This window comes from Sphingobium sp. FW306-1B-F04DB, from assembly GCF_058781925.1.
Map to the genome: position 1 here is coordinate 339,211 of NZ_JBYSXE010000001.1, position 24,055 is coordinate 363,265.

Sequence of the window (24,055 nt, forward strand, 5' to 3'; positions counted from 1 at the left end):
TCGCCCAAGCTTTACTCATCGGCGTTCAAGCCGGGCTTGTAACGCGCCAGCAGCGCATCGGGCAGGTCTATCAGCGCCGGGCCGGCGGTATAGAGCAATTGCGCCTCGACACGCCGCCCCGGAAAAATCACCCTGAGCGCCTCGGCATAGGCCGACATCTGGCGCAGATGATGTTCGGGCACGCGCTCCGCCGATGCGGGCACGCGGCGCCCCGTCTTGAAATCGACCACCCGCACCAGCGCGTCGTCGACGAGCAGCCGGTCGACCGTGCCAGCAACGACATCGCCGCCCACCACCGCCGCGATCGGCGCCTCGGCAAGGGCGTCAGCGCCGAACAGCGTGGCGTGCACGGGATCCTCGATGATCGCGAGTGCCGCATCGGCAATTGCGGCTCGTTCAGCGGCGTCGGAGACGCCCGCGCCATGTTCGAGCCAGCGCAGCGCTGCATCACGACGCTCCACGGTGGGCACCTCGGGCAGCCGCTCGAACAGCGCGTGGAGCCTGCGCCCGCGCTCGGCGGTGCGGCGCATGTCGGGCCCCGGCGGGGGATCGGGTACGTCGTCGAGGCCAAGCGACGACGGCGCCAGCGGCCGCGGGGGCCGCGCTTCGGCGGGGGCCGCGGCATGAAGCCAGCCCGGCAGGGCCCCGGTTTCGACGTCCGCAAGCGCCTCGTCGGCGCCCGGCATCGGTACCGCTTCCGGCGCGCGGCCGCGATAATGCCAGATACCGCCCCAGTCGGGATCGGCCTCCGCCTCGATCTCCATCCGTGCGAAAGCCGTGCGAACCGCGGTGTGCCAGCTCTTGTCGGGGGCCTGGCCCCTGGCCTGCGGCCCGAGCGCACCGCCGACCACCAGCCATTCCTCGGCGCGGGTGAGCGCGACGTAGAGCAGGCGCCAATGCTCCTCCATGTCGCGCGCATCGGCTTGCTCGGCCGCCTGTTTGAGCGTGCCCACCGTCTCCGCCGCGCGCGGGCGGAATACGGGAACCGGATGCGCATCCTCCGCCATCGGCCAGTCGAGCTTGCGATAGCCGCCCCCCGCGCGCGTCGGATCGACCGTCGCATCGGCGAGGATCACGAGCGGTGCCTGCAGGCCCTTGGCGCCATGCGCGGTCATCACGCGCACCGCATCGAGCGGGGCTGACGGGTCGCGCTTGATATCCTCGGTCTCGCGTTCGAAACGGTCGAGAAAGGCCTGCAGCGTCGGCGTGGCGTCATTCTCGAACTGGAGCGCGGCGTTGAGCAATTCCTCGATCGGGTCGCGCGCCTCCTCGCCCAGCCGACGGAGCAGCTTGCGCCGCCCGTCGAGCGATCCCGACAGCAGATCCTCCAGAAAGCGATAGGGCGAGGACAGGTCCGCCCTGCCGAGCATCGCATGGAGCGGGGCGATCCGTTCCGCCGCCTGCGTCGCACGGAGATGGCGCCAGAGCCCGCCCTTGCGCCCGAACGCGGCCGCGTAAAGATCGTCCTGGTTCCAGCCGATCAAGGGCGACACCAGCAACGCGGCGAGGTTCAGGTCATCCTCTGGCTGGAGCACGAAGCGGACCGCGGCGAGCAGATCACGCACCGCGAGCGGCGCGTTGAGCCGAAGACGATCGACCCCCGCGACGGGCACTTTCTCCGCATGCAGCCGCGCGACGATCAGCGAGGCAAGCTCGCTGCGGCGGCGGACGAGAATCAATATGTCCTGCGGTTCCAGCCGCTTGGGCTTGCCGCGATTGTTGATCCATGTCGGGGCGTCGAGCCAGCGCCTGATCTGTTTCGCAAGCCGCGTGGCGAAGCGCCGCGTTGAATCGCCGAGCCAGCTTTCCTCACCCTCGATATCGTCGTTGCCTTCCCCCTCGGCCGAAACCGGGCTCCATAAGGTGACGATGCCCGGCCCCGCGACGGCGCTGCGGTGCGGCTCAAGATCGATCATCCCGCTGAGCGCGCCTTCGCCGAGCCCCTCGATCACGCTGTCTACGAATTCGAGGATCGGCGCGGTGGATCGGAAGGATTCGGTCAGCGAAAGGTCATGAACATTACGCTCGGCGTCGGCCGCTTGCCGCTCGAAATGGAGCTGGGCCGCGCGGAAGTTGATCGGATCGGTCCCCTGGAAGCCAAAGATCGCCTGCTTGAAATCGCCGACCGAGAAGATCGTGCACACGGGGCTGCGCGCACGCTCCGCATCATCTATCGGCAGCGCCTCGACGAAGAAATCTTCGGCGAGCTTGCGGATGATCGCCCATTGGCTGGCGTTGGTGTCCTGCGCCTCGTCGACGAGGATGTGATCGGTCGCCTGATCGAGCTTGAAGCGGATCCATTCGGCCATGTGCGACTGGCCGAGCAGCGCGACGGTGCTGCGGATGAGATCGTCGAAATCGACCACGCCCGCAAAGCGCTTCGCCGCGGTATAAGCGCGTGCATAGGCGCGGCCGGCCTCCAGCCCCTGGGCGAACAGCGCCGCGAGCCCAGCACGGCTCCGCAGGCCGAGCAGTTTCTGCACCGCATCGGCGATACGCTGCGCATGGCCCGCATAGCCGGGTTCGATATCGAGCAGTTTGGCCGAGACCGATTTGAGCTCGCCCTTCTGCGTCATCACGACCGACAGCAGATCGGGCAGCATGGCGGCGCGGCGATCCGTATCGGCGGCGCGCCACGCCGCGATCAGGTCGGCGCGTCCGAGCCCGATCTTGCCGCCCCAAGCCGCATTGGCGGCAGCGAGCACGCGCAGGCTCTCGATGTCGAACGCGCCGTCGCCGCACGCCTCGCCGATCGCGGCCTCGATATCGCCATCGGGCACATCGAGCGCATGCCGGACAGCCCGGCCGATATCGTCGCCGAGCACTTCCATCGCATGCGGCGCGCGCGCGCAGTTGGACAGGAACGCCTCCGCCCCGCCCTCGCCCAGCCTCAGGCTCAGTGCCTGGAGCGACGCGATCAGCGCGCCATCACCACCGGCCTCCGCGGCAACGAGCATGTCGGCCATCACCTGCCGCTGAAGTGCGGCCTCCTCGCGCCCCTCGAGCGGGCGGAAGCCGGGCACCAGCCCCGCCTCGAGCGGAAAGCTCGCCAACAGCGCCTGGCAGAAGCTGTGGATCGTCTGGATTCGCAGCCCCGCCCCACTCGCGTCAAGCACGCGCGCGAAAAGCTGGCGCGCGGCCTCGATGCTGTCAGGGGTCGCTTTCTCGCCGAGCGCGAGCAGTTCGGCGCCCAAATAAGGGCCCTTCATCCGCACCCATGAGGCGAGCTTGGCATGGATACGATCGGCCATCTCGGCCGCACCCGCCTTGGTGAAGGTCAGGCAGAGGATGCCCGCCGGATTGGCGCCATTGAGCAGCAGCCGCAGCACGCGCGCCGTGAGCACCTGCGTCTTGCCCGTCCCCGCCGATGCCGAAAGCCACACGCTTTCAAGCGGTTCCGATGCGAGCTTCTGGTTGCCTTGGAGCTGGATAGGACGATGCCCGCTAGCCATCGCTCCCCTCCCCGCGCCCATACCATTCGTCGAGCCGCATCAGCTGGTCATAATCGGCATAGGGCGCGTATTCAGGGTGCAGCTTCGCGGTGAAGGGCGCAGCGCCCGTCAGCCAGAGCTCGGCCGCCTCCGCGAACCTGGCGGCGGCATGTGCGGTGAAGCTGCCCGAGGCAAGCTTGCCGCCCTTCCCCTCGGGATGGACAGGCGACCGCCGGCTGCCAAACTGGCCGCCGCTCTTGGCGAGCGACCAATATTCGAAGATCTCGGCGGTGCCGCTCACACCTTCGAAACCGCCGCGCTCGGCGATCAGGCCGAGCAGCCCCAGCTGCATCGCGAAACCCTCGCGCACCGCGACGTCGCTGGGCGCCTTGCCCGTCTTGTAGTCGACGATCGCGATCCCGCCGCCGTCGATGCGATCGATCCGGTCAACACGGCCGTCGAGTTCGACGCCCGCGATCACAGCCTTGCCCGAGATTTCGGCCTTCCAGGGCTCACGTCCCTCCGCCCTGCCCCGTTCGATCTCGCCAGAGATCCAGCCCAGCGCCTCCATCACACGCGGCTGCCAGAAGGCGCGCTGGAGGGGATGTACCTCTGACCGGGTGAAAAATTCTTCCGCGAGCGGAAGCAGGCGGTCGGGCCGCCAGCCTTCACCCGCCCAGCGCTCGAGCACGTCATGTATCGCGGTACCGCGCCAGGCAGCGCTTGCCTCGGCATCGATCGGGTCGAGCGAACGCAGCCCGAGCATCTTGAGCGCGTAAAAGGCGTAAGGGTCGGCCTTCAATCGGTCGACCTGCGTGACGCTGAGCGCCTTGGGGCGATCGCTCGGCGGCGGTGCGGGCGCGGGCTGCCTTGCCGGCGCGAAGTCCGCGGGGCGGTCGATCGCCCCCGCCCAGTCGGCAAAGCGCGGGGCATTGCGGTCGGCGCGAAAGCCGGGGTCCATCGCCTCCATCCGCAGCCAGAAGCGCGAGGCGATCGCAGGTGCGCGCGCATCGCGTCGTGCGCGCGTCACCAACACCTGCGGCGCACCCAACGCGCTTGCGAAATCATGCGCAGAAAGCCCGATGCGGCGCTCGCGGCTGGCAAGCCCCAGTTCCGAACGGATGCGCGGCGCAAGCCAGGGGTCCTGCGCCGGGAGCGCGGGCCAGCTGCCTTCGTTCAGACCCGCGAGTATGACAAGATCGGCCTGTTGCAGCCGCGTCTCGAGCAGCCCCCAGATCGAGATACGCGGATGACCGCCCTGTGGCGGGCGGACCGCGACCTCGTCCATCATGCCCTTGAGCAGCGGCGCCAACGTTTCGATCGCGGCCTGGGCAGGGCCATCGACCGCATGTGCCTCGAGTTCGGCGAGCAGTTCGGCCACCGCACGCCCCGCCGTGCCCGACCACGCCGCATCGCCCGTCAGCATCGTCGCTGCATCACGCAGCGCGGCCAGAAGCGCCACCAGCGACCGGGCATTGGCAACCGCGCCAGAGAACGGATCGAGCAACGCCCGGATTGGCTGCCAGCCGGGAAGTGCGCGCCCACGCGACTTGCGTTCGCGCTCACTGCCGCCCGCCAGATACCGGCTGATGCCATCGAGTCCCGCGGGCGGACGGGGACCGCGCAACGCCAGATCGAGCAGGCGCACCTTGTCGAGCCAGTCGAGCCGCCCCTCGCCCGCCTGCACCAGCGGATGCTTGAGCAGCGCGAGCAGCGCGATCGGCGCGAAATCCTCTGCAACCCCCTCGGCCAGCGCGAGCAACAATGTGCCCGCAGGCTCGCCCGACAGCGGACGCCCCGCCGAATCGTCGGCCTCGACGCCCCAGCGACGCAGATGCGCCGAAACGCGCGTCGCGAGCGCACGGTCGGGGGTGACCAGCGCCGCGGTACGGCCGGGCGTTTCCAGCGCCTCGCGCAGCGCGATCGCGATCACCTGCGCCTCCTCGGCGGGTGTCGCGACCTCGAGTGCCCTGACCCCCGACAGGCGCGTGTCCAGCTCGGGCTCGCTCCAGCGTCCGGTGAAGAGAGCCGGCTTCATCGCATTGGAGATCGCGCGGCTCCGCGCGGCGCTGGAATCATGCCCCCCGCCCCAGCGCCAGCGGACAACCTCGCCACGCGCAACGTCCATGCGATCGAGCAGCAGCTTGAGGTGGAACTGAGGGTGCGTCTCGATCGATGGCTTGCGAAAACCGGTGAGAGGATCGCGCTCGAAGGGCCCAAGTGCGTCCCATTCGTCCTGCGGCATCGCATCATCGAGCGCGGGCAGCACGACCATGCCCCTTTCCAGCCACGAGACGGCGCGGAGGACGCGCGCGACCATCGGCGCACTGGTGGTGATGCCCGCGGCCACGACGAAACCCGGCGGAGGTGCCTCGCGCCAGCGCCGCGCGACGCGTTCGAGCAGCAGGTTGCGGCGTTCGGCCATGTCGATCCGACCGATCCGCGCAAGTTCGACGGGCCAGCGATCGAGGACGATCGAAAGCACCGCGAGCGATTTCTGCCAGTGCTCCGAAAGCTCAGCAGCGACCTCGAGCGTTTTCAGCCGGCGCGGCTCGACGCATTCGACGAGCAGCTGGTCCAGCGTCCGCGCCAGTTCGGCTGCGAGCCGGACGGCTTCGGCGGCGTCGACGGGTTCGCCCGTGCGCGCGCGCTCCTCCTGGACAAGCCTGGCAAGCATCATGCGTCGCCGGATCGGCTCCACGGCGGGTGCGATGGCCTCGCCGCTGCCGATCGGATCGAGCGCGCTGCCCAGACGCTCATCGAGTTCGGGGTCGCCGATCGGGATCAGCCGCGGGAGCAGCAGCCCGCCTTCGGCGCGCCGCACAAAGGCGCGCGTGATCGCATCCGCCGCGCGGTTGTTGGGCACGAGCACGATGCTGCGCGCGAGCGCCATCGGATCCTTGCCCCAGCTTGCGAGAAGCCCCTCGGCCAACGCATCGGCAAAGGCCCGGTGAGGCGGAATGGTATAGACGGAGGGTGTCCCCCGCTCACGCATGCGCGAGCAGTGCCTCGGTCTTCTTCACCGCCATTGGCGTGCCGACATCGAACCACAACCCCTGATGGACCAATCCAAACAGGCGCCCCTCTTCCATCGCACGGCTCCACAGCACATTCGTGGAGAATGCACCTTTGGGGGCATCGCGTAGCAGCCGATGCGACACGAGTTGGATGCCGATATACACGAAGGGCGCGACGCGGCCGGACCTGCGCCGGCTCAGCCGGCCCGTCGCATCCATATGGAAATCACCCTGGCCCGAGTGGCAATTCGCGCGCGCCTGCGGGATCAGCAGCAGCAGCGCGTCCATCTCATCGCTGTGCCAACGCGCAGCGAGCAGCCGGATCGCGTCTGCCGGGCCATCGACCCAGTAATTGTCGCTGTTGACGCAAAGGAACGGATCGTCGGGGATCAGCGGCAACGCCCTGACCAACCCGCCACCTGTTTCCAAAAGTTGGTCACGCTCATCGGAGATAACGATTTCAATGTCTTTTACCTTGCTCTTCAGATGTGCTTCGAGCGCATCGGCAAGATAATGGACATTGACGATCGCGCGCTCGATACCCGCCACCCGGAGATGATCGAAAGTGTGATCGAGCAACGCCTTGCCGTTGACCTCAACGAGCGGCTTGGGGCGTGTCGCGGTCAGCGGGCGCATGCGCTTGCCGAGCCCGGCCGCCATGACCATCGCGGTCCTGAGCGGCGGGCCACCCGGATCGGGGCGGAGCGACAGCTGCTTTCTGGGCTGGGGCCTGGTCATGCGTCGGCCATTGTCTTCCATGCGGCGGCGCGCTTGTCCCCGGGGATATTGGCGTCGAACCAGCGCGCGACAGGTGCGAGCGCGGGATGCGCCAGATCGCGCTCGAGATACCCCCAGACGCGCGGGAGATATGAGAGGTAGCGCGGCTTTCCGTCACGCTTCCAGAGCCGCGTGAAGATGCCGATGATCTTGGCATTGCGCTGCGCGCCGAGCAGCGCATAGGCCGCGTCGAAACTGCCCTTGCGGCCGGCCTCGGCATGATAATGCGCGATCATCTCCGCCTCCAGCTCGGGCGCAACGTCGCGGCGCGCGTCCTGGAGAAGCGAGACGAGGTCATAGGCCGGATGCCCTGCAAGCGCGTCCTGAAAATCGAGCAGGCCGAGCCCGTCAACGCCTTCGCGGCCGTCGATCAGCATGATGTTTTCGGCATGATAGTCGCGCAGCACCGTCACACCGCGCGCATCGTCACGATAGAGATCGCCAAGCGCCTCGTCCCACGCCGTCTCATAGCCTGCCGCATCGACGTCAAGGCCGACCGCAGGACAGTACCATTCGGTCAGCAGGCTGGCCTCGCGCAGATATTGCGCACGATCATAGGGCGCGATGTCCGCGGCCTTGTGGCGGTGAAGCCGCGCCAGCAAGGTCACCGCGTCGGTATAGATGCGCCGCTCGCTTTCGGGCGCCGCGTCGACGACTTCGCGCATCCGCGCGTCTCCGAAATCCTCGAGCAGCACGAGGCCGTTGTCGAGGTCGGTCGCAAGGATCTGCGGCGCGGCAAAACCCAGCCCGGTCAGATGTTCCGCGATCTGGATGAAGGGGCGAGGATCCTCATGCGGCGGCGGCGCATCCATCAGCACCGCCTGACGGCCCGGCTCGACGACGCGGAAATAGCGACGGAAGGACGCATCGCCGGCAAGCGGCAGGATCTGCGCACCATCCCAACCATGAGCGGATAGAAAGGCGGGCGCGGCGGCGGGTGGAATCATCTCGGTGGCCATCGGCCTTCCCATGACGGCGGCACCGTGGCTGTCAAGACGCGTGCGCCATCCGCGGTGCGTTCGAAGCCAAGCCGCAGCGTGTCAGGCCAGAGCGCGGAGCCCAGCCGCTCGGGCCATTCGATCAGCAACAGGCTGTCCTCAAGCATGTCGTCGAGGCCGAGTTCGAGCGCATCCTCGGGATCGTCGAGCCGGTAGAGATCGACATGCGCCACGGGCAGGCGGACCTCGGGCGGCGCATAGGGCTGGACGATCGCGAAGCTCGGGCTCGGCGCCTCTTCCTCAAGCCCGAGTGCGGCGAGCAGCCCGCGCGCGAGCGTCGTCTTGCCCGTGCCGAGATCCCCCGACAGCGCGATGATGTCGCCCGCGCGCACCACGCCGGCAAGCGCCGCGCCCAGCGCCAATGTCGAGGCTTCGTCGGGCAGGATCACCGCGGCAGCTCCAGAGTCAGCACGGTCCCCTCGCCCGGCTCCGAATAGAGCGTCAACGTCCCGCCATGCGCCTCGGCATATTGCCGTGCCAGCGGGAGGCCGAGACCAAAGGCGTCATCGCCATCGGGCTTGCGCTCCGCCGCACGGCTGAAGCGATCGAAGACGCGCGTCTGCTCCTTCTCGCCGATGCCCTGCCCGTTGTCGGACACGATGATGCGCGCGACCGCGTCGTCACCGCTGCCGTGGAGCAGAACGCGCCCGCCTTCGGGCGTGAGCGCGATGGCATTCTTGAGCATGTTGCCGATCGCCTGACCGAGCCGCTTGGCATCACCCATGACAAGACCGAGCGTGGGATCGAGCTCGACCGCGAAATCGAGCTTCCTGTCTGCCATCACCGGTGCCTGAGTGCTGGCAGCATCGGCGGCGAGCGCGTGCAGGTCGACAAGGGACATGTCCATCGGAAAACCACCGGCGTCGCTCTGCGTCAGGTCGAGGACGCCGTCGATGAGCACGCCAAGCCGCGCGACCGAGTCGAGGATCGCGCCGACATAATCGCGCGCCTGCTCGCTGAGGTCGCCCGCATAGCCTTCCTTCATCATCTCGGCGAAGCCGCCGATCGAGGTGAGCGGTGTGCGCAGTTCATAGCTCATGTTCGCGACGAAGGCGGTCTTGACGCGATCGGCTTCCTCAAGCGCCTCGTTGCGGTCGCGCAGCGCCTGTTCGATGCGGCGGCTGTCGGAGATGTCGAGCATCGTGAAGAGCGCATTGCCGTCGGGCATCGGCACCGCGGCGAACTCGAAATGCCGCCCGTCCTTCAGTGCGACACGTCCGTTACGCTGGCGGCGCTCCACCGTCGCCACGCGCACCAGCTCGCGGATCAGCTTGGCGCGCGCGGGATTGGCGAGCTGTTCGGCTGCAACGCTGGTCAGCCGGTCGATGCGCGGGTGCGTCGAGAGAAAGGATTCCTCGAAACCCCAGATCTCGCGAAAGCGGTCGTTCCACATGTTGAGCCGGCCATCGGCCGCAAACACGCCGATCGCCTCGAACAGATTGTTGAAGGTCGCGGTGCGGACGCGCAGCAGCGTATCGCGCGCGCTTTCGAGCTGGACCTGTTCGGTGCGATCCTCGAAGATGAGCAGCAGCCCGCCATCGGGCAACGGTTGCGCCACGACGCGCAAATGGGTGCCGCCGGGCAGCAGCCAGCTTTCCTCTACTGCCCCCTCCATCGAGGAGAACCAGCCGCGGCGTTCGGCCTTCCAGCCCGGAAAATCGCGACTTTCGGGAATACGATCGGCCTCGCGCATGCGTTCGAGCACACGATCGAATTCGGGGCGGTCGGCGAGCCATTCGGGCTTCATCGCGAAAATCCGCGCGAAAGGCTGGTTGCAGAAAACCAGCGCGCGATCGGGGCCGAACTGCGCAACGCCCGCGGAGAGCCGATCGAGCATGTTGCGCTGGGCGGCCGCGAAGCGGCGGAAGGCGCCCCGAACCTGCTCGGTCTCCTCGATGTCGATCGCGAAGCCTGCAACACCTGCATCGCCGATCGGCACGTCGACGACGCGCATCATGCGGCGCTCCCCCGCGATCGTCGCGGGCACGGTGCGCGTCATCACCTGATGCGCCTCGCGCGCCGCTGCGGCCATGGCGAGCGGGGTACGGCCGCCGCTCGATTCGACGAGCTCGAGCCCGCGGTCGATCACGTCGGCGGCGTCGGCGCCTTCGACCGCTTTCACATAGGCGCTGTTGACCAGCGTCAGGCGCAGATCCGAACCGCGATGCCACATTGGAAAGGGCGATGCCTCGATCAGCCCGGCCAGTGCTTCAAAGGCGCGCGCAAGCCGCGTCACCTCCGTGCCCAGCCGGCCGATTTCGGTCTGGCTTTCGGTCGCGTCGAAGAACCAGAGGATGACGCTGCCCGGCTCGGCGACACCCGGTCCCGCGACCGCACCCCGGATCAGCAGCGTGCGCGATGACCCTTGGGCGCGCGCGGCGCGGGTGAAGCTCTTGCCCGATTTCTGCGCAACCGCAACGTCACGCGCCAGCGCGGCCGAGTCCTCTTCCGACAGACCGACATCGTCGGCGGTCAGGTCGGCGACGAAATTGGGCATCCGCCCCAGTCCGAGCCAGTCGCCCAGCCGCTCGGATGCCTCGACCCGGCCATCGGGCCGGACGATCATCGGCAGCGCGGGTGCCGATTGGAGCAACTCGCCAAGATGCTCGACCGCTTCCTCGGCACGCGCCGCACGGCCGCGCATCCTGAGCCCCGTGTAGAGCGCCCAGGCCGCAAGCCCCAGCCAGAGCGCAAGCGCCACACCGATCGCGATCGAAACGAACGGCGAATCGTCCATCATGCGGTCTGGTCTGGCGCAGTCGAAAGCATCACACCGTCCTTAAGAAGAACGACGCCGCGCTGCAAACGGCAAGCTGATGCTATTCCCAGTAATAGGGCTTGCGCCTGAAGCTTCCCGTCACCTCTTCATTGAGCGCCGCCGCATCATAGAGACGGCCGCCGAGCATCACCTTCGAGACCTTGTCCGAGTTGCGGATATCCTGCGTCGGATCGGCATCGAGCACGACCAGATCGGCGAGCTTGCCGACCTCGAGCGAGCCGACGTCGCGGTCGTAGCCCAGCGAGCGCGCCGACACGATCGTCCCCGCGCCCAGCGCCTGAACCGGCGTCATGCCGCCGCGGACGAAAGACCACAGCTCCCAGTGCGCGGCGATGCCGGGCTCCTGCCCGTGCGCGCCGATCGAAACGAGCACGCCGCGGTCGGCGAGCTTCTTCGCCTCGCGCGCATTGTCGTCGTCGACATAGTCTTCCTCGGGCGCCTTCGTGCGGCGCGCGTTGGCGGCCGCGAGCACCTGCGGCGGTTCATGCCGCTGGAGCAGCGGATGCGTCCAGACATCGGTCGCCTGCCGCCAATAGGGATCGCCCGCGGGCCCGCCATAGGTGACAACCAGCGTCGGCGTGTAACCGACCTTCGACCCTGCGAAGAAGTCGACGACGTCCTTGTAGAGCACGTTCTGCGGGATATTGTGCTCGAGCGTGGTGTTGCCGTCGGCGATGATCGTGATGTCCTGCCCGAAGAGCGAGCCGCCCTCGGCGACCGAACGCATATTCTCCTCGCGCGCCGCGGTCACGACCTGCTGGCGCTGTTCGCGGCGCGGCTGGTTGTAGTTCTTGACGCTGTGTGCGCCTTGCGCCTCCAGCCGGCGGATATGTGCGCGTGCATCCTCGAGGCTGTCGATCTGCGCATAGACATCCGCCGCCTTGGCGCCATAAACGATCTCGCCCGTCGAGAAGGTGCGCGGCGCCAGCAACTTGCCGGCGCGCTGCATCTCGGACGCGGGGAAGACGGTAGACGCGCTGCTCGACGGGTCGTGCGTGGTCGTGACGCCGAGCGCGAGATTGACCATCGACGCCCAGTTCTGCTCGGGGGTAAATTCGTCGAAACCATAGGGGCCATGCGCATGCGCATCGACGAGCCCCGGAATGATCGTCTTGCCCGCAACATCGACAGTTTTGGCGCCCGCCGGCACTTGCACCTCGCCACGCTTCCCGACCGCGACAATCCGGTCCCCCTCGATCGCGATGACGCCATCGTCGATAATCCCGCCGGCGGCATCGCGCATCGTGACGATCCGCGCGCCCGTGAGCGCCACGGTGCCGCGCGGCTTGTCAGCCGCCACGGTCATCGAGAGCGAAACGCCGGTCTTGGGCGCGTCGAACTTGGCGGGCTTGGCCTCGCCCGCGGGCGGCGCCCCCGCAAACAGGGCGTCGGCACGCGCGGTGTAGAGCGTCGGACCAAGGCTCCAGTGGAGTTGCGCGCCGTCATTGCTCCAGTGAATGAAATCCGCGCCCTCGGCGCTGACGCGCGTCACGGGGAGCGCGCCTCCCTTTGCCGTCGTGCCGACATCCTGCTTGCCCGGCAGCAACGGCATGACGAATGCCTCGTAATTCTCGCGGAACGCGAAGTACTGGCCGTCGGGTGACACGTCATAGCTCGTCGCGAGTTCACCCGAGGCGTGGACGCGCTTCGCCTCGCCATTGAGATCGGTGCTGACGAGCTGGCGCTTGTCGTCCGCATTCTCGGTCATGAACACGCGCTCATTGTCCGCGCCGTACTGTGGCGCAGCGAGCCCCTTGGCGATCCGGACGGGCGCGCCGCCTGAGACGGGCACGCGATAGGCCCCGGCATCAAGCGCGTAGGCGGGGGATTCGAGCTCACTGACCTCACGCACCTCGAACACGATCGTCTTCCCGTCGGGCGAGAAGCGGGGGCGGGCATAGTGGCCGGGACGCGTCGTGACCGTCCGCGCGCCGCCACCCGAAGGGCTGATCGTGCGGATATGGCCGAGGCCCGCATCGGTCCAGTCGACATAGGCGAGGGTTTTTCCGTCGAGGGACCATGTCGGATAGGCTTCCCGTCCACCGTGGGATTTGGTCAGGCGGCGAGGCGCACTTCCCGACATATCCTTGATCCAGAGCTTGCCGAGCGTCTCGAATACTACCCGCCGGCCGTCGGGCGACACCGTTGCATGGCGCGGCATCTTCGTCGCGAAACTGTCGGGCGCGATCTCGACTGGCGGCCGCGGCGGATCGATGACGCCACGGCTGTCGGCGATGTGGAACGGGATGTCATGCACCTGCCCAGAGCCGAGGTCGATGCGGTTGATCTTGCCGCCCGCCCAGAAGACGAGGCTCTTCGAATCCGGAGTCCACGCCATGTTCGGATAGACGCCCTGCACCGCCCAGGTTTCCTGCAGATCCTGATCGAGCGCATCGTAAATCTTGCGCTCCTCGCCGGTTGTGAGGTCCTTTACATACAGTTTGGATTTCGCGCGCTCGCGGCGGACGAAGGCAAGTTGCTTGCCGTCGGGCGATGGCGTCGGGCGAACAGCGCCGCCCGGGCCGGCAGCGATTGTCTCGATCTCGCCGGTTTCCATGTCGTAGCGTTCGACCGCGAACAACTGCGCGTTCGAATTCTGGGCATATTCGAAGATCGGGCCGGGCGTCGTATTGCGCACATAATAGATGTGCTTGCCATCCGGCGCGTAGATCGGCTCGCCGAGTTCCTTCTGGTGCTTCTCGTCCGGCTTCTTGACCAGCGCGACGCCACTGCCCCCCGAGACATGATAGACCCAGACCTCGCCGGTACCTAGCGAGCGCCCCGTCGTGAAATGCTTCTTGGCCGCGACAAAGCGCCCGTCGGGACTCCAGCTCGGCTGGTTGAGCAGGCGGAAGTCCTCCTTGGTCAGCTGGCGCTTGTCCGATCCGTCGGTGTTCATCACCCAGATATTGTCGCCGCCGCCGCGATCCGAGGTAAAGGCGATACGCCTGCCGTCGGGCGAGAAGCGCGGATGCACCTCCAAGGCGAGCCCCTCCGCGATGCGCGTGGGCGTGCCGCCGCCGATCGGCATGATGTAGATGTCGCCGAGCAGGTCGAAGGCGATCATGCGCCCGTCGGGGCTGACGTCGACGTTCATCCATGTCCCCTCGGTCACGTCGATCGGCAGCTGGCGGATGGTGGCGCCGGGAGGCGCGTTCACGTCCCATTTGGGAGTCGTCCCGTCCGGCTTTTCCTGAGCCATGGCGGGCGAAAGCGTCCAGAGCGCCGCCAGTACGGCGGTCACGTGATATTTCATGCAGGATCCTCCCTGTGCGCGGTCGCGCTGTTGACAGCTGTCCTAACCCGCTGATGACAAAAAGGAAGGGCGACGCCAATGGCGCCGCCCCAGTTTTCGACGAACGTCACCGAAGTCGATCAGAACTTGATCTTGGCGCTGGCGCGGAAATAGCGGCCGAGGACACCCGAGAAATAGGTGATCGTGCCGCCCCCGGCGGGCGCGGGATAGGGCGGATCCGCGTCGAACACATTGTCGACCACGAGGCGCACCTCGAGATTGTCGTTCACCTCATAGCCGACAGAGGCGTTGAACAACCACCAGTCCCCCACTCCGTTGATCTCGAAGTCATTGGGGGCAGCGTCCGCATCCCACACGCTTTTGCCGAAATATTGCGTCTGCCAGAGCGCGTTGAGCGGGCCGTGATCGACATTGATGTTGAAAGTGAAGCTGTGCTTGGGATCGCCGATCTCGCCGCGACCGGTGTCGATATCGCCGGATCCCACGCGCGTCTCGAGCTTGTTGACATAGAGATAGTTGAGCGAGAGCCCCAATGTGGTTTCAGTCGCCACTTGGCGGCGATAGGCAATCTCCGCTGTCAGCCCCTCAAAATCGAGAGAGGCGGCATTCGCGAAGCCCGTGCGGACAAAGGTGATCTGACCGGGGTCGGTGCCCGGCGGCTGCGGGCCGAAATCGCGATCGATCTGGTCGCACACCGCGATCGGGAAGCTGACCGCATCATAACAGGCTTCCAGAGTCTGCTCGGTATTGAGCGAGACGATCGCGTTCTTGACCGAGATATCGACCCAATCGACTGCTACCGTCAGCCCGGGAACGAAGCGCGGTCGCAGCACCGCGCCGACGGTCCAGCTGTCCGCCTTTTCGTTGGTGAGATCGGGATTGCCTGACACCGAGATCTGCGAGGTGAAATCGACGATATTCGACGTGAAATTGTCGGGATCGACGATGCCCGCCGCGATGCAGTTCGCGCGTCGTGTCGCGGGATTGGGCCCGGCATTGACGAAGCGCGCATCGCAGGGATCGTTGGCGGTGTCGAAGGCCTGTGATGTCGGATTGAAGATTTCGGTGATCGCAGGCGCGCGCACCGAGCGCGTGAAATTGCCGCGCAGCGTGATGTCCTCGATCGGCGCGAAGCGGCCGCCCGCGGTCCAGGTCCAGTCTCCCCCCGCCAGCGAATGGTCGATGTACCGGACGGCGCCCTCGAACTCGAGCGAATGGACGAAGCTGTCCATCTCGGACGAGATGATCGGGATGCGCAGTTCGCCGAAGACCTCGTCGGTATCGAACTTGCCCTTCACCGGATCGATGGGGATGGAGCGGCCAAACTGCGTGCGCGACCCGTCGGGCTGGAGCTCGCCGAAATAGAAGGCACCGGGGTCGAAGTTGGTTTTCTCCTCGCGATGCTCATAGCCGAGCGATATCACGACATCGCCGCCCGGCAGCTTGAACAGCGGCCCATTGGCGTTCGCGTTGAAAACGAGCTGCTGGTTGACCGCGGTCGGGTTGGCGTTCGCCGTGATATAGTCGAACGCCTCCTGGCTGTAGCGGTTGAGCCCGAACAGGTTGAGCGGCGCGCAGGTCGAGCTGAAGGTCGGGATATTGGCGTTCACATAGCCGGGCCGGCAGATGATGTTGCCACTGGCGTCGGTCACGGCGTCGAGCGCATTGAGGAAGTTCTGCTGCACCAGAACGCGCTCGCGCCCCTTGGTCTCGGAATGGCCGTAATTGACCGACGCTTCCCAGTTATAGGTGCGCTCACCGATATCGAAGGTGCCGTCGAAACCCGTCACGAAACGATAGAGCTCGACCGTAGTCGCGGCGCGGCCATTGGCGATATCGACATTCGCGCGCGCCATCAGGAAGCGCGTCAGATCGCCATCCCCGACGCCGTCGCCGTCCTCGTCAAGCCCGCCAATCGCGGCAAGATTGTCGGCGATGATCGCGCGATCATCTGGATGCAGGAAGGGATTGTCGACGTTCAGGATGAGTTGGCCATCGGAGCTGCCCGCAGGCCCGAAAAGGAAGGTATTGTACACCGGCTGCGTCGCGATGTTGGTACCCTTGCTGTGCGAATACCATGCCTCGCCGAACCAGCGGATATTGTCGGTGATCTTGTAGCTCGCGAGCACATTGCCGAGGTAACGCTCGGTATTGGTGATCAAATTCTCATGATCCTGGATCGCGAAGGTGTTGCCGCCCTCACTTTCGATGAGGCTGCCGGTCCGGTTGCCGAAGTCGATCGGGATCAGACGCCCGGCATCGTTGAACATCAGCGCATTGCCCTGCGCATCGAAGATTCCCGAGAATTCGGGAATGAAATCGCCGGCAAGCGGAATGCCCGAGCGCGCCACCACATTGATCCTGCGCCCGAAAAACAGCTGCTGGAGGAACGACGAATCGGGATCGGAGGCGGTCGTGAAGAAGGGACCGCTGCCGCCGGTGATCCGCGGCCGCGCCGAGGTCGGAAGCCCCCTGCCCTTGTTCCATTCGGCCGAGACGGTGATATTGCCGCGATTCTCGGCGAAATTCATGCCCCAAAGGCCATTGATGCGGTATTCGGCCGCGTCGCCGCGCTCGGATGTGCCGGTCTGGGCGCGCAGTTCTAAGCCGTCGAAATCGCGCTTGGTGATGATGTTGACAGTGCCCGCGATCGCATCGGAGCCGTAGATCGGCGCGCCGCCGATCGCGACGGTCTCTATCCGCTGGACCAGCGTTTCGGGGATCACGTTAAGGTCGACCTGGCCCCCCGAGTCCACGGGGCCGAAGATCGACGAGGTGTTGGACGATACGAAACGCCGCCCGTTGACCAGCGTCAGCGTGCGCTGGCTGCCCAGAGAGAAGAAATCGGCAAAGGTCTGGCCCGCGCCGAACGAGCCCGCCTGCGCGCCGACATTGCTGTTGCCCGGCACGCCGAAGGCTGGAAGCTCGGAGAGTGCCTGTCCGATATTGGTGTAGCCGCGCTGGTCGATCTGCTCGGCGCTGACCACCATCGCGGGCTGAACGGTGTCGAAGCCCGCCCGCGCGATGCGCGATCCGGTGACGATGATCGTGCCTTCTTCGACCGGTTCGGCCTCGTCCTGTTGCTGGGGTGCCGCGTCGCCCTGTGGCGGGGGCGGCTGGTCCTGCGCCAGCGCCGGCTGACAGGCGATCGCCAATGCGAGAAATGATGCACAGTGGATGAGAGTGGTGCGCGCGCGTCCAGACATGCTGAGCTCCCCTGAAAAGCCTCAGTTGTCTCCCTCCCAGCAGGAGGCGCGCACTATACACAATTCGCTACCCCGCTTTAAGCAGGTAGGATCGGGTCGGAACAAAACAAACGGCCCTGTGGCAAGATCGCCACAGGGCCGCTTCAATAGGTTGGCTTAATAGCGGTAATGGTCCGGCTTGAACGGACCGTCGACCGAGACGCCGATATAGTCGGCCTGCTTCTTCGAAAGCTTGGTCAGCTTCACGCCGAGCTTTTCGAGATGGAGCATCGCGACCTTCTCGTCGAGGTGCTTGGGGAGGACATAGACTTCGTTCTTGTACGCGTCCGAATTGGTCCACAGCTCTATCTGCGCGATCGTCTGGTTGGTGAAGGACGACGACATGACGAAGCTCGGATGGCCCGTCGCATTGCCCAGGTTCACGAGACGGCCCTTCGACAGCACGATGATCTTCTTGCCATCGGGGAACTCGACCTCGTCGACCTGCGGCTTGATCTCGGTCCACTTGTAGTTCGACAGCGCGGCGATCTGGATCTCGCTGTCGAAGTGGCCGATGTTGCAGACGATCGCCATGTTCTTCATCGCTTTCATGTGATCGGCGGTGATGACGTCGGCGTTGCCCGTGGCGGTCACGAAGATGTCGGCGCGCTTGGTCGCCTCTTCCATCGTCACGACCTCATAGCCTTCCATTGCGGCCTGGAGCGCACAGATGGGATCGATCTCGGTCACGAGCACGCGCGCGCCGCCGTTGCGGAGCGAGGCGGCCGAACCCTTGCCGACATCGCCGAAGCCCGCGACGCAGGCGACCTTGCCCGCGAGCATGACGTCGGTGCCGCGGCGGATCGCGTCGACGAGCGATTCCTTGCAGCCATAGAGGTTGTCGAACTTCGACTTTGTGACCGAGTCGTTGACGTTGATCGCCGGGAAGGGAAGCATACCCTTCTTGGCGAGTTCGTAGAGGCGGTGGACGCCAGTGGTGGTCTCTTCCGAAACGCCCTTGATCGCCTTGACGGTGGCGGTGAGATAGCCGGGCTTGGCGGCGATGAATGCCTTGAGCGCGCGTTGGAACTCGACTTCCTCGTCATTCTCGGGCTCGGGCAGCGCCTCGCCTGCCTCGATACGCGCGCCCCAGAGCGCGAACATCGTGGCATCGCCGCCATCGTCGAGGATCATGTTGCAGGGCTCATCGCCCCAGTCGAAGATACGGCCGACATAATCCCAATATTCGGCAAGGCTCTCGCCCTTCACCGCGAAGACGGGCACGCCCGACGCGGCGATCGCGGCGGCGGCGTGGTCCTGCGTCGAGAAGATGTTGCACGAGGCCCAGCGGACGTCGGCACCGAGCGCGGTCAGCGTCTCGATCAGCACCGCAGTCTGGATGGTCATGTGGAGCGAGCCGGTGATGCGGGCGCCCTTCAGCGCCTGTGCCGGTCCGAATTCCTCGCGCAGCGCCATCAGGCCGGGCATCTCGGTCTCGGCGATCTCGATCTCCTTGCGGCCGAAATCGGCGAGCGCGATGTCGCGAATGACGTAATCGTTGGTGTCGGCAACGGGTGCGGTGGCCACAAAATTTCTCCTGACGGCTGATTCGATGGCGGCCGCACAACAATGAGAAAAGGCGGCCGATTGCGGGGCAAATACCCCCGGCCGCCTCCGAAAGCAAATATAAAGATCTCTTTATATGTTCACGGCGCGCGCGCGATAACCAGGTTGCAGCGGCCGCCGGGCAACGCCGGATTGGACTGCGCACGCTCGGCCAGCGCCTCAAGTGTCGTGATCGAATGGCCCGCAGCCTGCGCTGCGCCAAGGATCGATTCCATGTCGGTGCAGTCGAGGCCTTCGACGCCTGCGCCATAGCTGTTGGCGATTGCGGTGACGTAGCTGTCATAGGCGTTGAGCGCACCTGCCGGGCCCACCACCCCCGCGAAATGCCCCCGCAACCGATCGTTGACGTCGACCAGCGCGGGCCGGCTGGCGCGAACGAATGCGTTGTATTGCGGCAGGAAATCCTGCCCTTTCAGACGACAGCGCAGCGCAGAGACCATCAGCATCGTCTCGAGATCGCGGACCTTGGCCGCGGCGACCGAGTTGTCGCTCCAGCACCCCGCCGCCTGCGCATGCAGCGGTGCCGCAAGAGCAATCATTGTTAATCCGTAACAAATTGATCCCAGGGCTTTCCGAACCATGCCGTCCCCCATGCGTCCTGCGACCCGGCGCATTTTCGCGGCATTGCGAGCGCGGGCAGGATTACAAGCCTGTCACAGCTCGCCTGCAATGAGGTAAATCAACGTGGTAAACGAAAGGTAAACCCTGGCGTGGTCAGGCCTGCCCCGCCATCGGCGCGAGCAGGCTGCTGTCCACGCCCGCATCGGCATAGGCCTGTCCCCAGCGCTGCGCCGGGGGGACCTCGAACAGTAGCCGGGTGCTTCCCGGGGTCACGAACCAGCCATGACGGGTCAGCTCGTCCTCGAGCTGGCCGGGCGCCCAGCCCGCATAGCCGAGCGCGGCGATCCATTGCGAAGGGCCCTTGCCTTCGGCGATCGCACGCAGGATGTCGATCGTGCCTGACAGGCCCCACCGATCGGCGACCTGGATGCTGTCCTGCCCCGCCCAATCGAGGCTGTGGAGCACGAAACCGCGCTGCGGCTCGACGGGGCCGCCCAGATGGATCGGGCAATCGGGCGCGACACCGGGATCGATATCGAACTGACGGAGCAATTCGTGGAAACCGATCCCGTCCGCGACCATGCCGACGCCGATGCCCAGCGCGCCCGCGTCATCGTGCGCGCACATCGCGATCACGGCATGCTCGAAACGCGGATCCCCGATTCCGGGGAACGCCAGCAGCAGCTGACCGGTCAGATAGGGGGGCATATCCATCGCTGTAATATAGGCGTGTCACGCAGATGATAAAACCGCCCCATCGGCGTTCGAACGCTGGCAGGCGCCGACTGGACGGCCTATATGCCGCGCGTCCGGCCGCTCGCGGCGCAACCGATCAATCCCAAGGAGAATGATGCATGACGATCAAGCAGGGCGACACGCTTCCCGAGGCGACCTTCACGGTCCCCGGACCCGACGGGCTCGAATCGGCCGACACCGCGAGCTTCTTCAAGGGACGCAAGGTCGCGCTCTTCTCGGTGCCCGGCGCCTTCACCCCGACCTGCTCGGCCAAGCACCTGCCCAGCTATGTGGAAAAGGCCGATGAGCTCAAGGCCAAGGGAATCGAAGTGATTGCCTGCACCGCGGTCAACGACGCCTTCGTGATGGGCGCATGGAGCAAGGCCAATGGCGCGGACGGCAAGGTGACCATGCTCGCCGATGGCAATGGCAGCTTCGCCAAGGCGGTCGGGCTCGAAATGGACGGCTCGAAGTTCGGGCTGGGCACGCGCGGCCAGCGTTTTTCGATGATCGTCAATGACGGCGTCGTCGAAGAACTAAATGTCGAGGGGCCCGGCGAATACAAGGTGAGCTCGGCCGAACACATGCTCGGGCAGCTCTGAAGTCGCTACGGGGTGGCGTACCCATGCGCCACCCCGCCGCAGGACGTCGGAACGAAAGCCTGTTTCTTCCGTTGGTTGAACGAAGTTCTGAACGGGAGACGCATCATGGTCATCAGCACACCCGAACATGTGATCAGCTTCGAAGGCGAAACGGCGCAGCAGCGTCCGACGCTTGAACAGGCGCGCGAGAAGGGTCGCGCCTATCTCGACAACGCCCTTCATGCTGCACAGGAACATCCGTGGGCGGCGGCCGCCATCGGTGCCGGAGTCGTCGCGACAGTAGCCGCCACCGCCTATGGCGCGACGCGACTTGCCGCGCGGAGGAACTCGGAAGAACCGGAACTCGCAACGATCGACCCGGACGTCTTGCCCGAGGCGCTGCCCGTCGAATGAGCGCATGAATGCGCCTGTTGGTGCGAAGGGGCTTGCCAGCGTAACAAACGCTCGGATAGTTGCTTTGGATGACCAAGGCACAATCGATCGTCGCTGAACTCGACGCGCTGTACAACGCATCGGTGGACCGCCTTCGCGCGGCGCTGACCGCTTTCATCCGCTCGGGCGAGCGGCCGCACCCGGGGACACGGAGCCACGGCGCCTTTGCCTATCCCGAGATTCGGCTGCGCTATCGCGGCACTGCGGACAACCATGTGCCACCCCGCTCTTTCGGACGGCTTGTGACACCGGGCGATTACGCGATCAGCGTGACGCGCCCCGCCTTTTTCGCGGACTATCTGGTCGAGCAGCTCGAACTGCTGATCGAGGACTACGACGTCGAAGTCGAGGCGGTTCCCGGCCGCCAGGAAATCCCCTTCCCTTATGTGCTCGAGGCGGGGCACGGGCTGTCGCTCGACGATATCAGTGCGATCGACCTCGGCCGCTGGTTCCCCGCCACCGAGCTGGCGCATATCGGCGACGAGATCGCCGACGGCGTGTGGAACGGCCTGCCCGACGAGGCACGACCGCTTGCGCTGTTCGACGCGCTCAGGACCGATTTCTCGCTGGCGCGGCTGCGCCACTATACCGGCACCCCCGCCGAGCATGTCCAGCGATTCATCCTGTTCACCAACTATCACCGCTATGTCGACGAGTTCGTCAGCTGGGCCTGCACGCAACTCGGGCCCGAAACGCCCTATACCGCGCTGTCGGGCGCGGGCGGCGTTTTCGTGACGCCCGAGACCGCCGATCCCGAGCGCGTTATCGCGGACAGCGCGTGGCGCAAGCATCAGATGCCCGGCTATCACCTGATGGCACCCGGCCGCATGGGGATCAGTGTGGTCAATATCGGCGTCGGCCCCTCCAACGCCAAGACGATCACCGATCATCTCGCGGTGGTGCGACCCGAGGCATGGCTGATGATCGGGCACTGCGGCGGGCTGCGTCCCAGCCAGCGCATCGGCGACTATGTGCTCGCGCATGCCTATCTGCGCGACGACCATGTGCTCGACGACATGCTGCCGCCCGAGATCCCTATCCCGCCGATCGCCGAGGTCCAGCAGGCGCTGGCACGCGCGGCCGAAACGATCTCGGGTGAAGGTGCCGATACGCTCAAGCGCAGGCTGCGGACGGGCACGATCGTCACCACCGACGATCGCAACTGGGAATTGCGCTACTCGAAGTCCGCGCTCCGCTTCTCACAGTCGCGCGCGGTCGGCATCGACATGGAATCGTCGACGATCGCGGGCCAGGGCTATCGCTTCCGCGTGCCCTATGGGACGCTGCTGTGCGTGTCCGACAAGCCGCTCCATGGCGAACTCAAACTGCCCGGACAGGCCAACCGCTTCTACGAGCGCGCGATCAGCGAACACATGCGCATCGGCATCGAGGCATGCAACGAACTGCGGCGCGAGGGCGCCAAGCTGCACAGCCGCAAGCTGCGCGCCTTTAATGAACCGCCGTTTCGCTAAGCAGAGATGCCCGGCGGCGGTGCGACGGTGATGCGGTTGCGCCCTGCGAGCTTCGCCTCGAGCAGCGCGATATCGGCACGGTGCAGCATATCGCCAAAGCCGACATCGCCCGGATAAAAGGCAGCGATGCCGAAGCTGGCGGTCATCTTCAGCCCCGGCAAGCCCGCCACCGGCATCTGTTCGACCTCGCGGCGCGTACGCTCGATCGCGGCGGCCGCGTCTTCCGGGGTCGTGTCGATCAGCACGAGACAGAACTCATCACCGCCCATACGACCGAGCAGGTCCTCCTCGCGGACGGAGGCGTGGACATGATCGGCAAACGCGATCAGCGCGCGATCGCCCGCTGTGTGGCCGAAGCGATCATTGATCGTCTTGAAGCGATCGATATCCGCTATGATCACGGTGAGCGGGCGGCCATGGCGGCGCGCATTGGCGATCGCGCCCACCGCCGCCTGCTCGACGCCGCGGCGATTGAGGCTTCCCGTCAACGGATCGCGCGTCACCAGTGCCCGCACGCTGTCTGCGAGATCGCCCGCGAGCAGGAACAGCGCCGCGATGCCGGTGCCGATATGAATCGGCGGCAGGCCAAGAACCAACACCATGCGATAGCGGTCGATCCAGTATTGGTCCGCCTCCTCACCGATCGTCAGCCCCAGCATCGCAATCCCGAACTGGAAGACTCCGAAAATCACCAGCATGACCACGAAGGCGATTTCAGGCGGGCGCGCCTTGCGGCCGCGCGGCCAGATTGCGGCGATGGCGATCGGGATCATTATGGCGACGAAGAGATTGGCGATCATCACGCGCAGGCCAAAATGCCGGATGACCGTCATCGCGATCAGCAGCACGATGCCCGTAGCCGCGACGGCAAGCGCGAAACGGCCGACATGGGCAGGTAACCCGGCACGTTGACGACTGCCGATTGCGATGAACGAACTCGTCGCCAGGATCAGGACGGTGTTCAGGACGATCACCAAGGGATTGCCCGGAAATAGCACCAGCGTGAGCGCGTTGAGCCCCCATTGCAGCGCACCGCCGCCATAGGCGAGCGCCCAGCTCAGCGCATGTGGCTGTCGCCCGAAATGCAGCCACGCAAGCGTCAGCGCCACGCAGAGCATGGCGCTGGTCGTGATCAACACGAACAGGATGACGAGCGGCGTTGTCACGAAGCCCGCCCCGCTTTC

The 24,055-nt window shown here is 65.9% G+C and carries 15 protein-coding genes; 3 read left to right on the forward strand and 12 right to left on the reverse strand.

Features of this window, described 5'->3' with window-relative positions:
- Nucleotides 1-11: 11 nt before the first annotated feature.
- The 11 genes from addA to AC3WJD_RS01660 all read right to left on the reverse strand — a co-directional run bounded on the left by addA (nucleotide 12) and on the right by AC3WJD_RS01660 (nucleotide 20,344).
- The gene (addA, locus tag AC3WJD_RS01610) at nucleotides 12-3,452 is read right to left on the reverse strand and encodes a double-strand break repair helicase AddA (protein WP_492743897.1); all 3,441 of its coding nucleotides are present in this window, start codon (nucleotides 3,450-3,452) and stop codon (nucleotides 12-14) included.
- Complete coding sequence (gene addB / locus AC3WJD_RS01615) at nucleotides 3,445-6,426, reverse strand: double-strand break repair protein AddB (RefSeq protein WP_492743898.1); 2,982 nt, start codon at nucleotides 6,424-6,426, stop codon at nucleotides 3,445-3,447. Before addB ends, addA begins: the two co-directional genes overlap by 8 nt.
- Entirely contained in the window at nucleotides 6,419-7,186 is a 768-nt protein-coding gene (locus tag AC3WJD_RS01620; RefSeq protein ID WP_492743900.1) for a nucleotidyltransferase family protein, read from the reverse strand. The genes addB and AC3WJD_RS01620 overlap by 8 nt, the downstream gene beginning before the upstream one ends.
- On the reverse strand, nucleotides 7,183-8,172 hold the full coding sequence (locus AC3WJD_RS01625) for an aminoglycoside phosphotransferase family protein (protein ID WP_492744085.1): 990 nt from the start codon (nucleotides 8,170-8,172) through the stop codon (nucleotides 7,183-7,185). The genes AC3WJD_RS01620 and AC3WJD_RS01625 overlap by 4 nt, the downstream gene beginning before the upstream one ends.
- Nucleotides 8,169-8,612: a tRNA (adenosine(37)-N6)-threonylcarbamoyltransferase complex ATPase subunit type 1 TsaE gene (gene tsaE / locus AC3WJD_RS01630; RefSeq protein WP_492743902.1), complete on the reverse strand. Its 444-nt coding sequence runs from the start codon at nucleotides 8,610-8,612 to the stop codon at nucleotides 8,169-8,171. Before tsaE ends, AC3WJD_RS01625 begins: the two co-directional genes overlap by 4 nt.
- Nucleotides 8,609-10,963: a sensor histidine kinase gene (locus AC3WJD_RS01635; RefSeq protein WP_492743904.1), complete on the reverse strand. Its 2,355-nt coding sequence runs from the start codon at nucleotides 10,961-10,963 to the stop codon at nucleotides 8,609-8,611. The genes tsaE and AC3WJD_RS01635 overlap by 4 nt, the downstream gene beginning before the upstream one ends.
- A gap of 79 nt (nucleotides 10,964-11,042) precedes the next feature.
- The gene (locus tag AC3WJD_RS01640; protein ID WP_492743906.1) at nucleotides 11,043-14,258 is read right to left on the reverse strand and encodes an amidohydrolase family protein; all 3,216 of its coding nucleotides are present in this window, start codon (nucleotides 14,256-14,258) and stop codon (nucleotides 11,043-11,045) included.
- 119 nt (nucleotides 14,259-14,377) lie between these two features.
- A complete protein-coding gene (locus AC3WJD_RS01645; RefSeq protein ID WP_492743908.1) occupies nucleotides 14,378-17,464 on the reverse strand; it encodes a TonB-dependent receptor domain-containing protein in 3,087 nt (1,028 codons plus the stop codon).
- Between the two features lie 156 nt (nucleotides 17,465-17,620).
- Nucleotides 17,621-19,030, reverse strand: a complete 1,410-nt coding sequence (ahcY, locus tag AC3WJD_RS01650; protein ID WP_492743910.1) for an adenosylhomocysteinase — start codon at nucleotides 19,028-19,030, stop codon at nucleotides 17,621-17,623.
- A 119-nt stretch (nucleotides 19,031-19,149) separates the two neighbouring features.
- Nucleotides 19,150-19,608: a hypothetical protein gene (locus AC3WJD_RS01655; protein WP_492743912.1), complete on the reverse strand. Its 459-nt coding sequence runs from the start codon at nucleotides 19,606-19,608 to the stop codon at nucleotides 19,150-19,152.
- A 175-nt stretch (nucleotides 19,609-19,783) separates the two neighbouring features.
- Nucleotides 19,784-20,344: a YqgE/AlgH family protein gene (locus tag AC3WJD_RS01660; protein ID WP_492743914.1), complete on the reverse strand. Its 561-nt coding sequence runs from the start codon at nucleotides 20,342-20,344 to the stop codon at nucleotides 19,784-19,786.
- A 140-nt stretch (nucleotides 20,345-20,484) separates the two neighbouring features.
- Between AC3WJD_RS01660 and AC3WJD_RS01665 the strand changes: the two genes are divergently transcribed.
- The 3 genes from AC3WJD_RS01665 (at nucleotide 20,485) to AC3WJD_RS01675 (ending at nucleotide 22,871) form a co-directional block, all read left to right on the forward strand.
- Nucleotides 20,485-20,967, forward strand: a complete 483-nt coding sequence (locus AC3WJD_RS01665; protein WP_492743915.1) for a peroxiredoxin — start codon at nucleotides 20,485-20,487, stop codon at nucleotides 20,965-20,967.
- 105 nt (nucleotides 20,968-21,072) lie between these two features.
- Nucleotides 21,073-21,360: a hypothetical protein gene (locus tag AC3WJD_RS01670; RefSeq protein ID WP_492743917.1), complete on the forward strand. Its 288-nt coding sequence runs from the start codon at nucleotides 21,073-21,075 to the stop codon at nucleotides 21,358-21,360.
- Nucleotides 21,361-21,428: 68 nt separating this feature from the next.
- Nucleotides 21,429-22,871: an AMP nucleosidase gene (locus AC3WJD_RS01675; protein WP_492743919.1), complete on the forward strand. Its 1,443-nt coding sequence runs from the start codon at nucleotides 21,429-21,431 to the stop codon at nucleotides 22,869-22,871.
- Here the strand turns inward: AC3WJD_RS01675 and AC3WJD_RS01680 are convergent.
- Nucleotides 22,868-24,037 (reverse strand): GGDEF domain-containing protein, encoded by a 1,170-nt coding sequence (locus tag AC3WJD_RS01680; protein WP_492743920.1) that lies wholly within the window; start codon nucleotides 24,035-24,037, stop codon nucleotides 22,868-22,870. The genes AC3WJD_RS01675 and AC3WJD_RS01680 overlap by 4 nt on opposite strands.
- Between the last annotated feature and the right edge of the window lie 18 nt (nucleotides 24,038-24,055).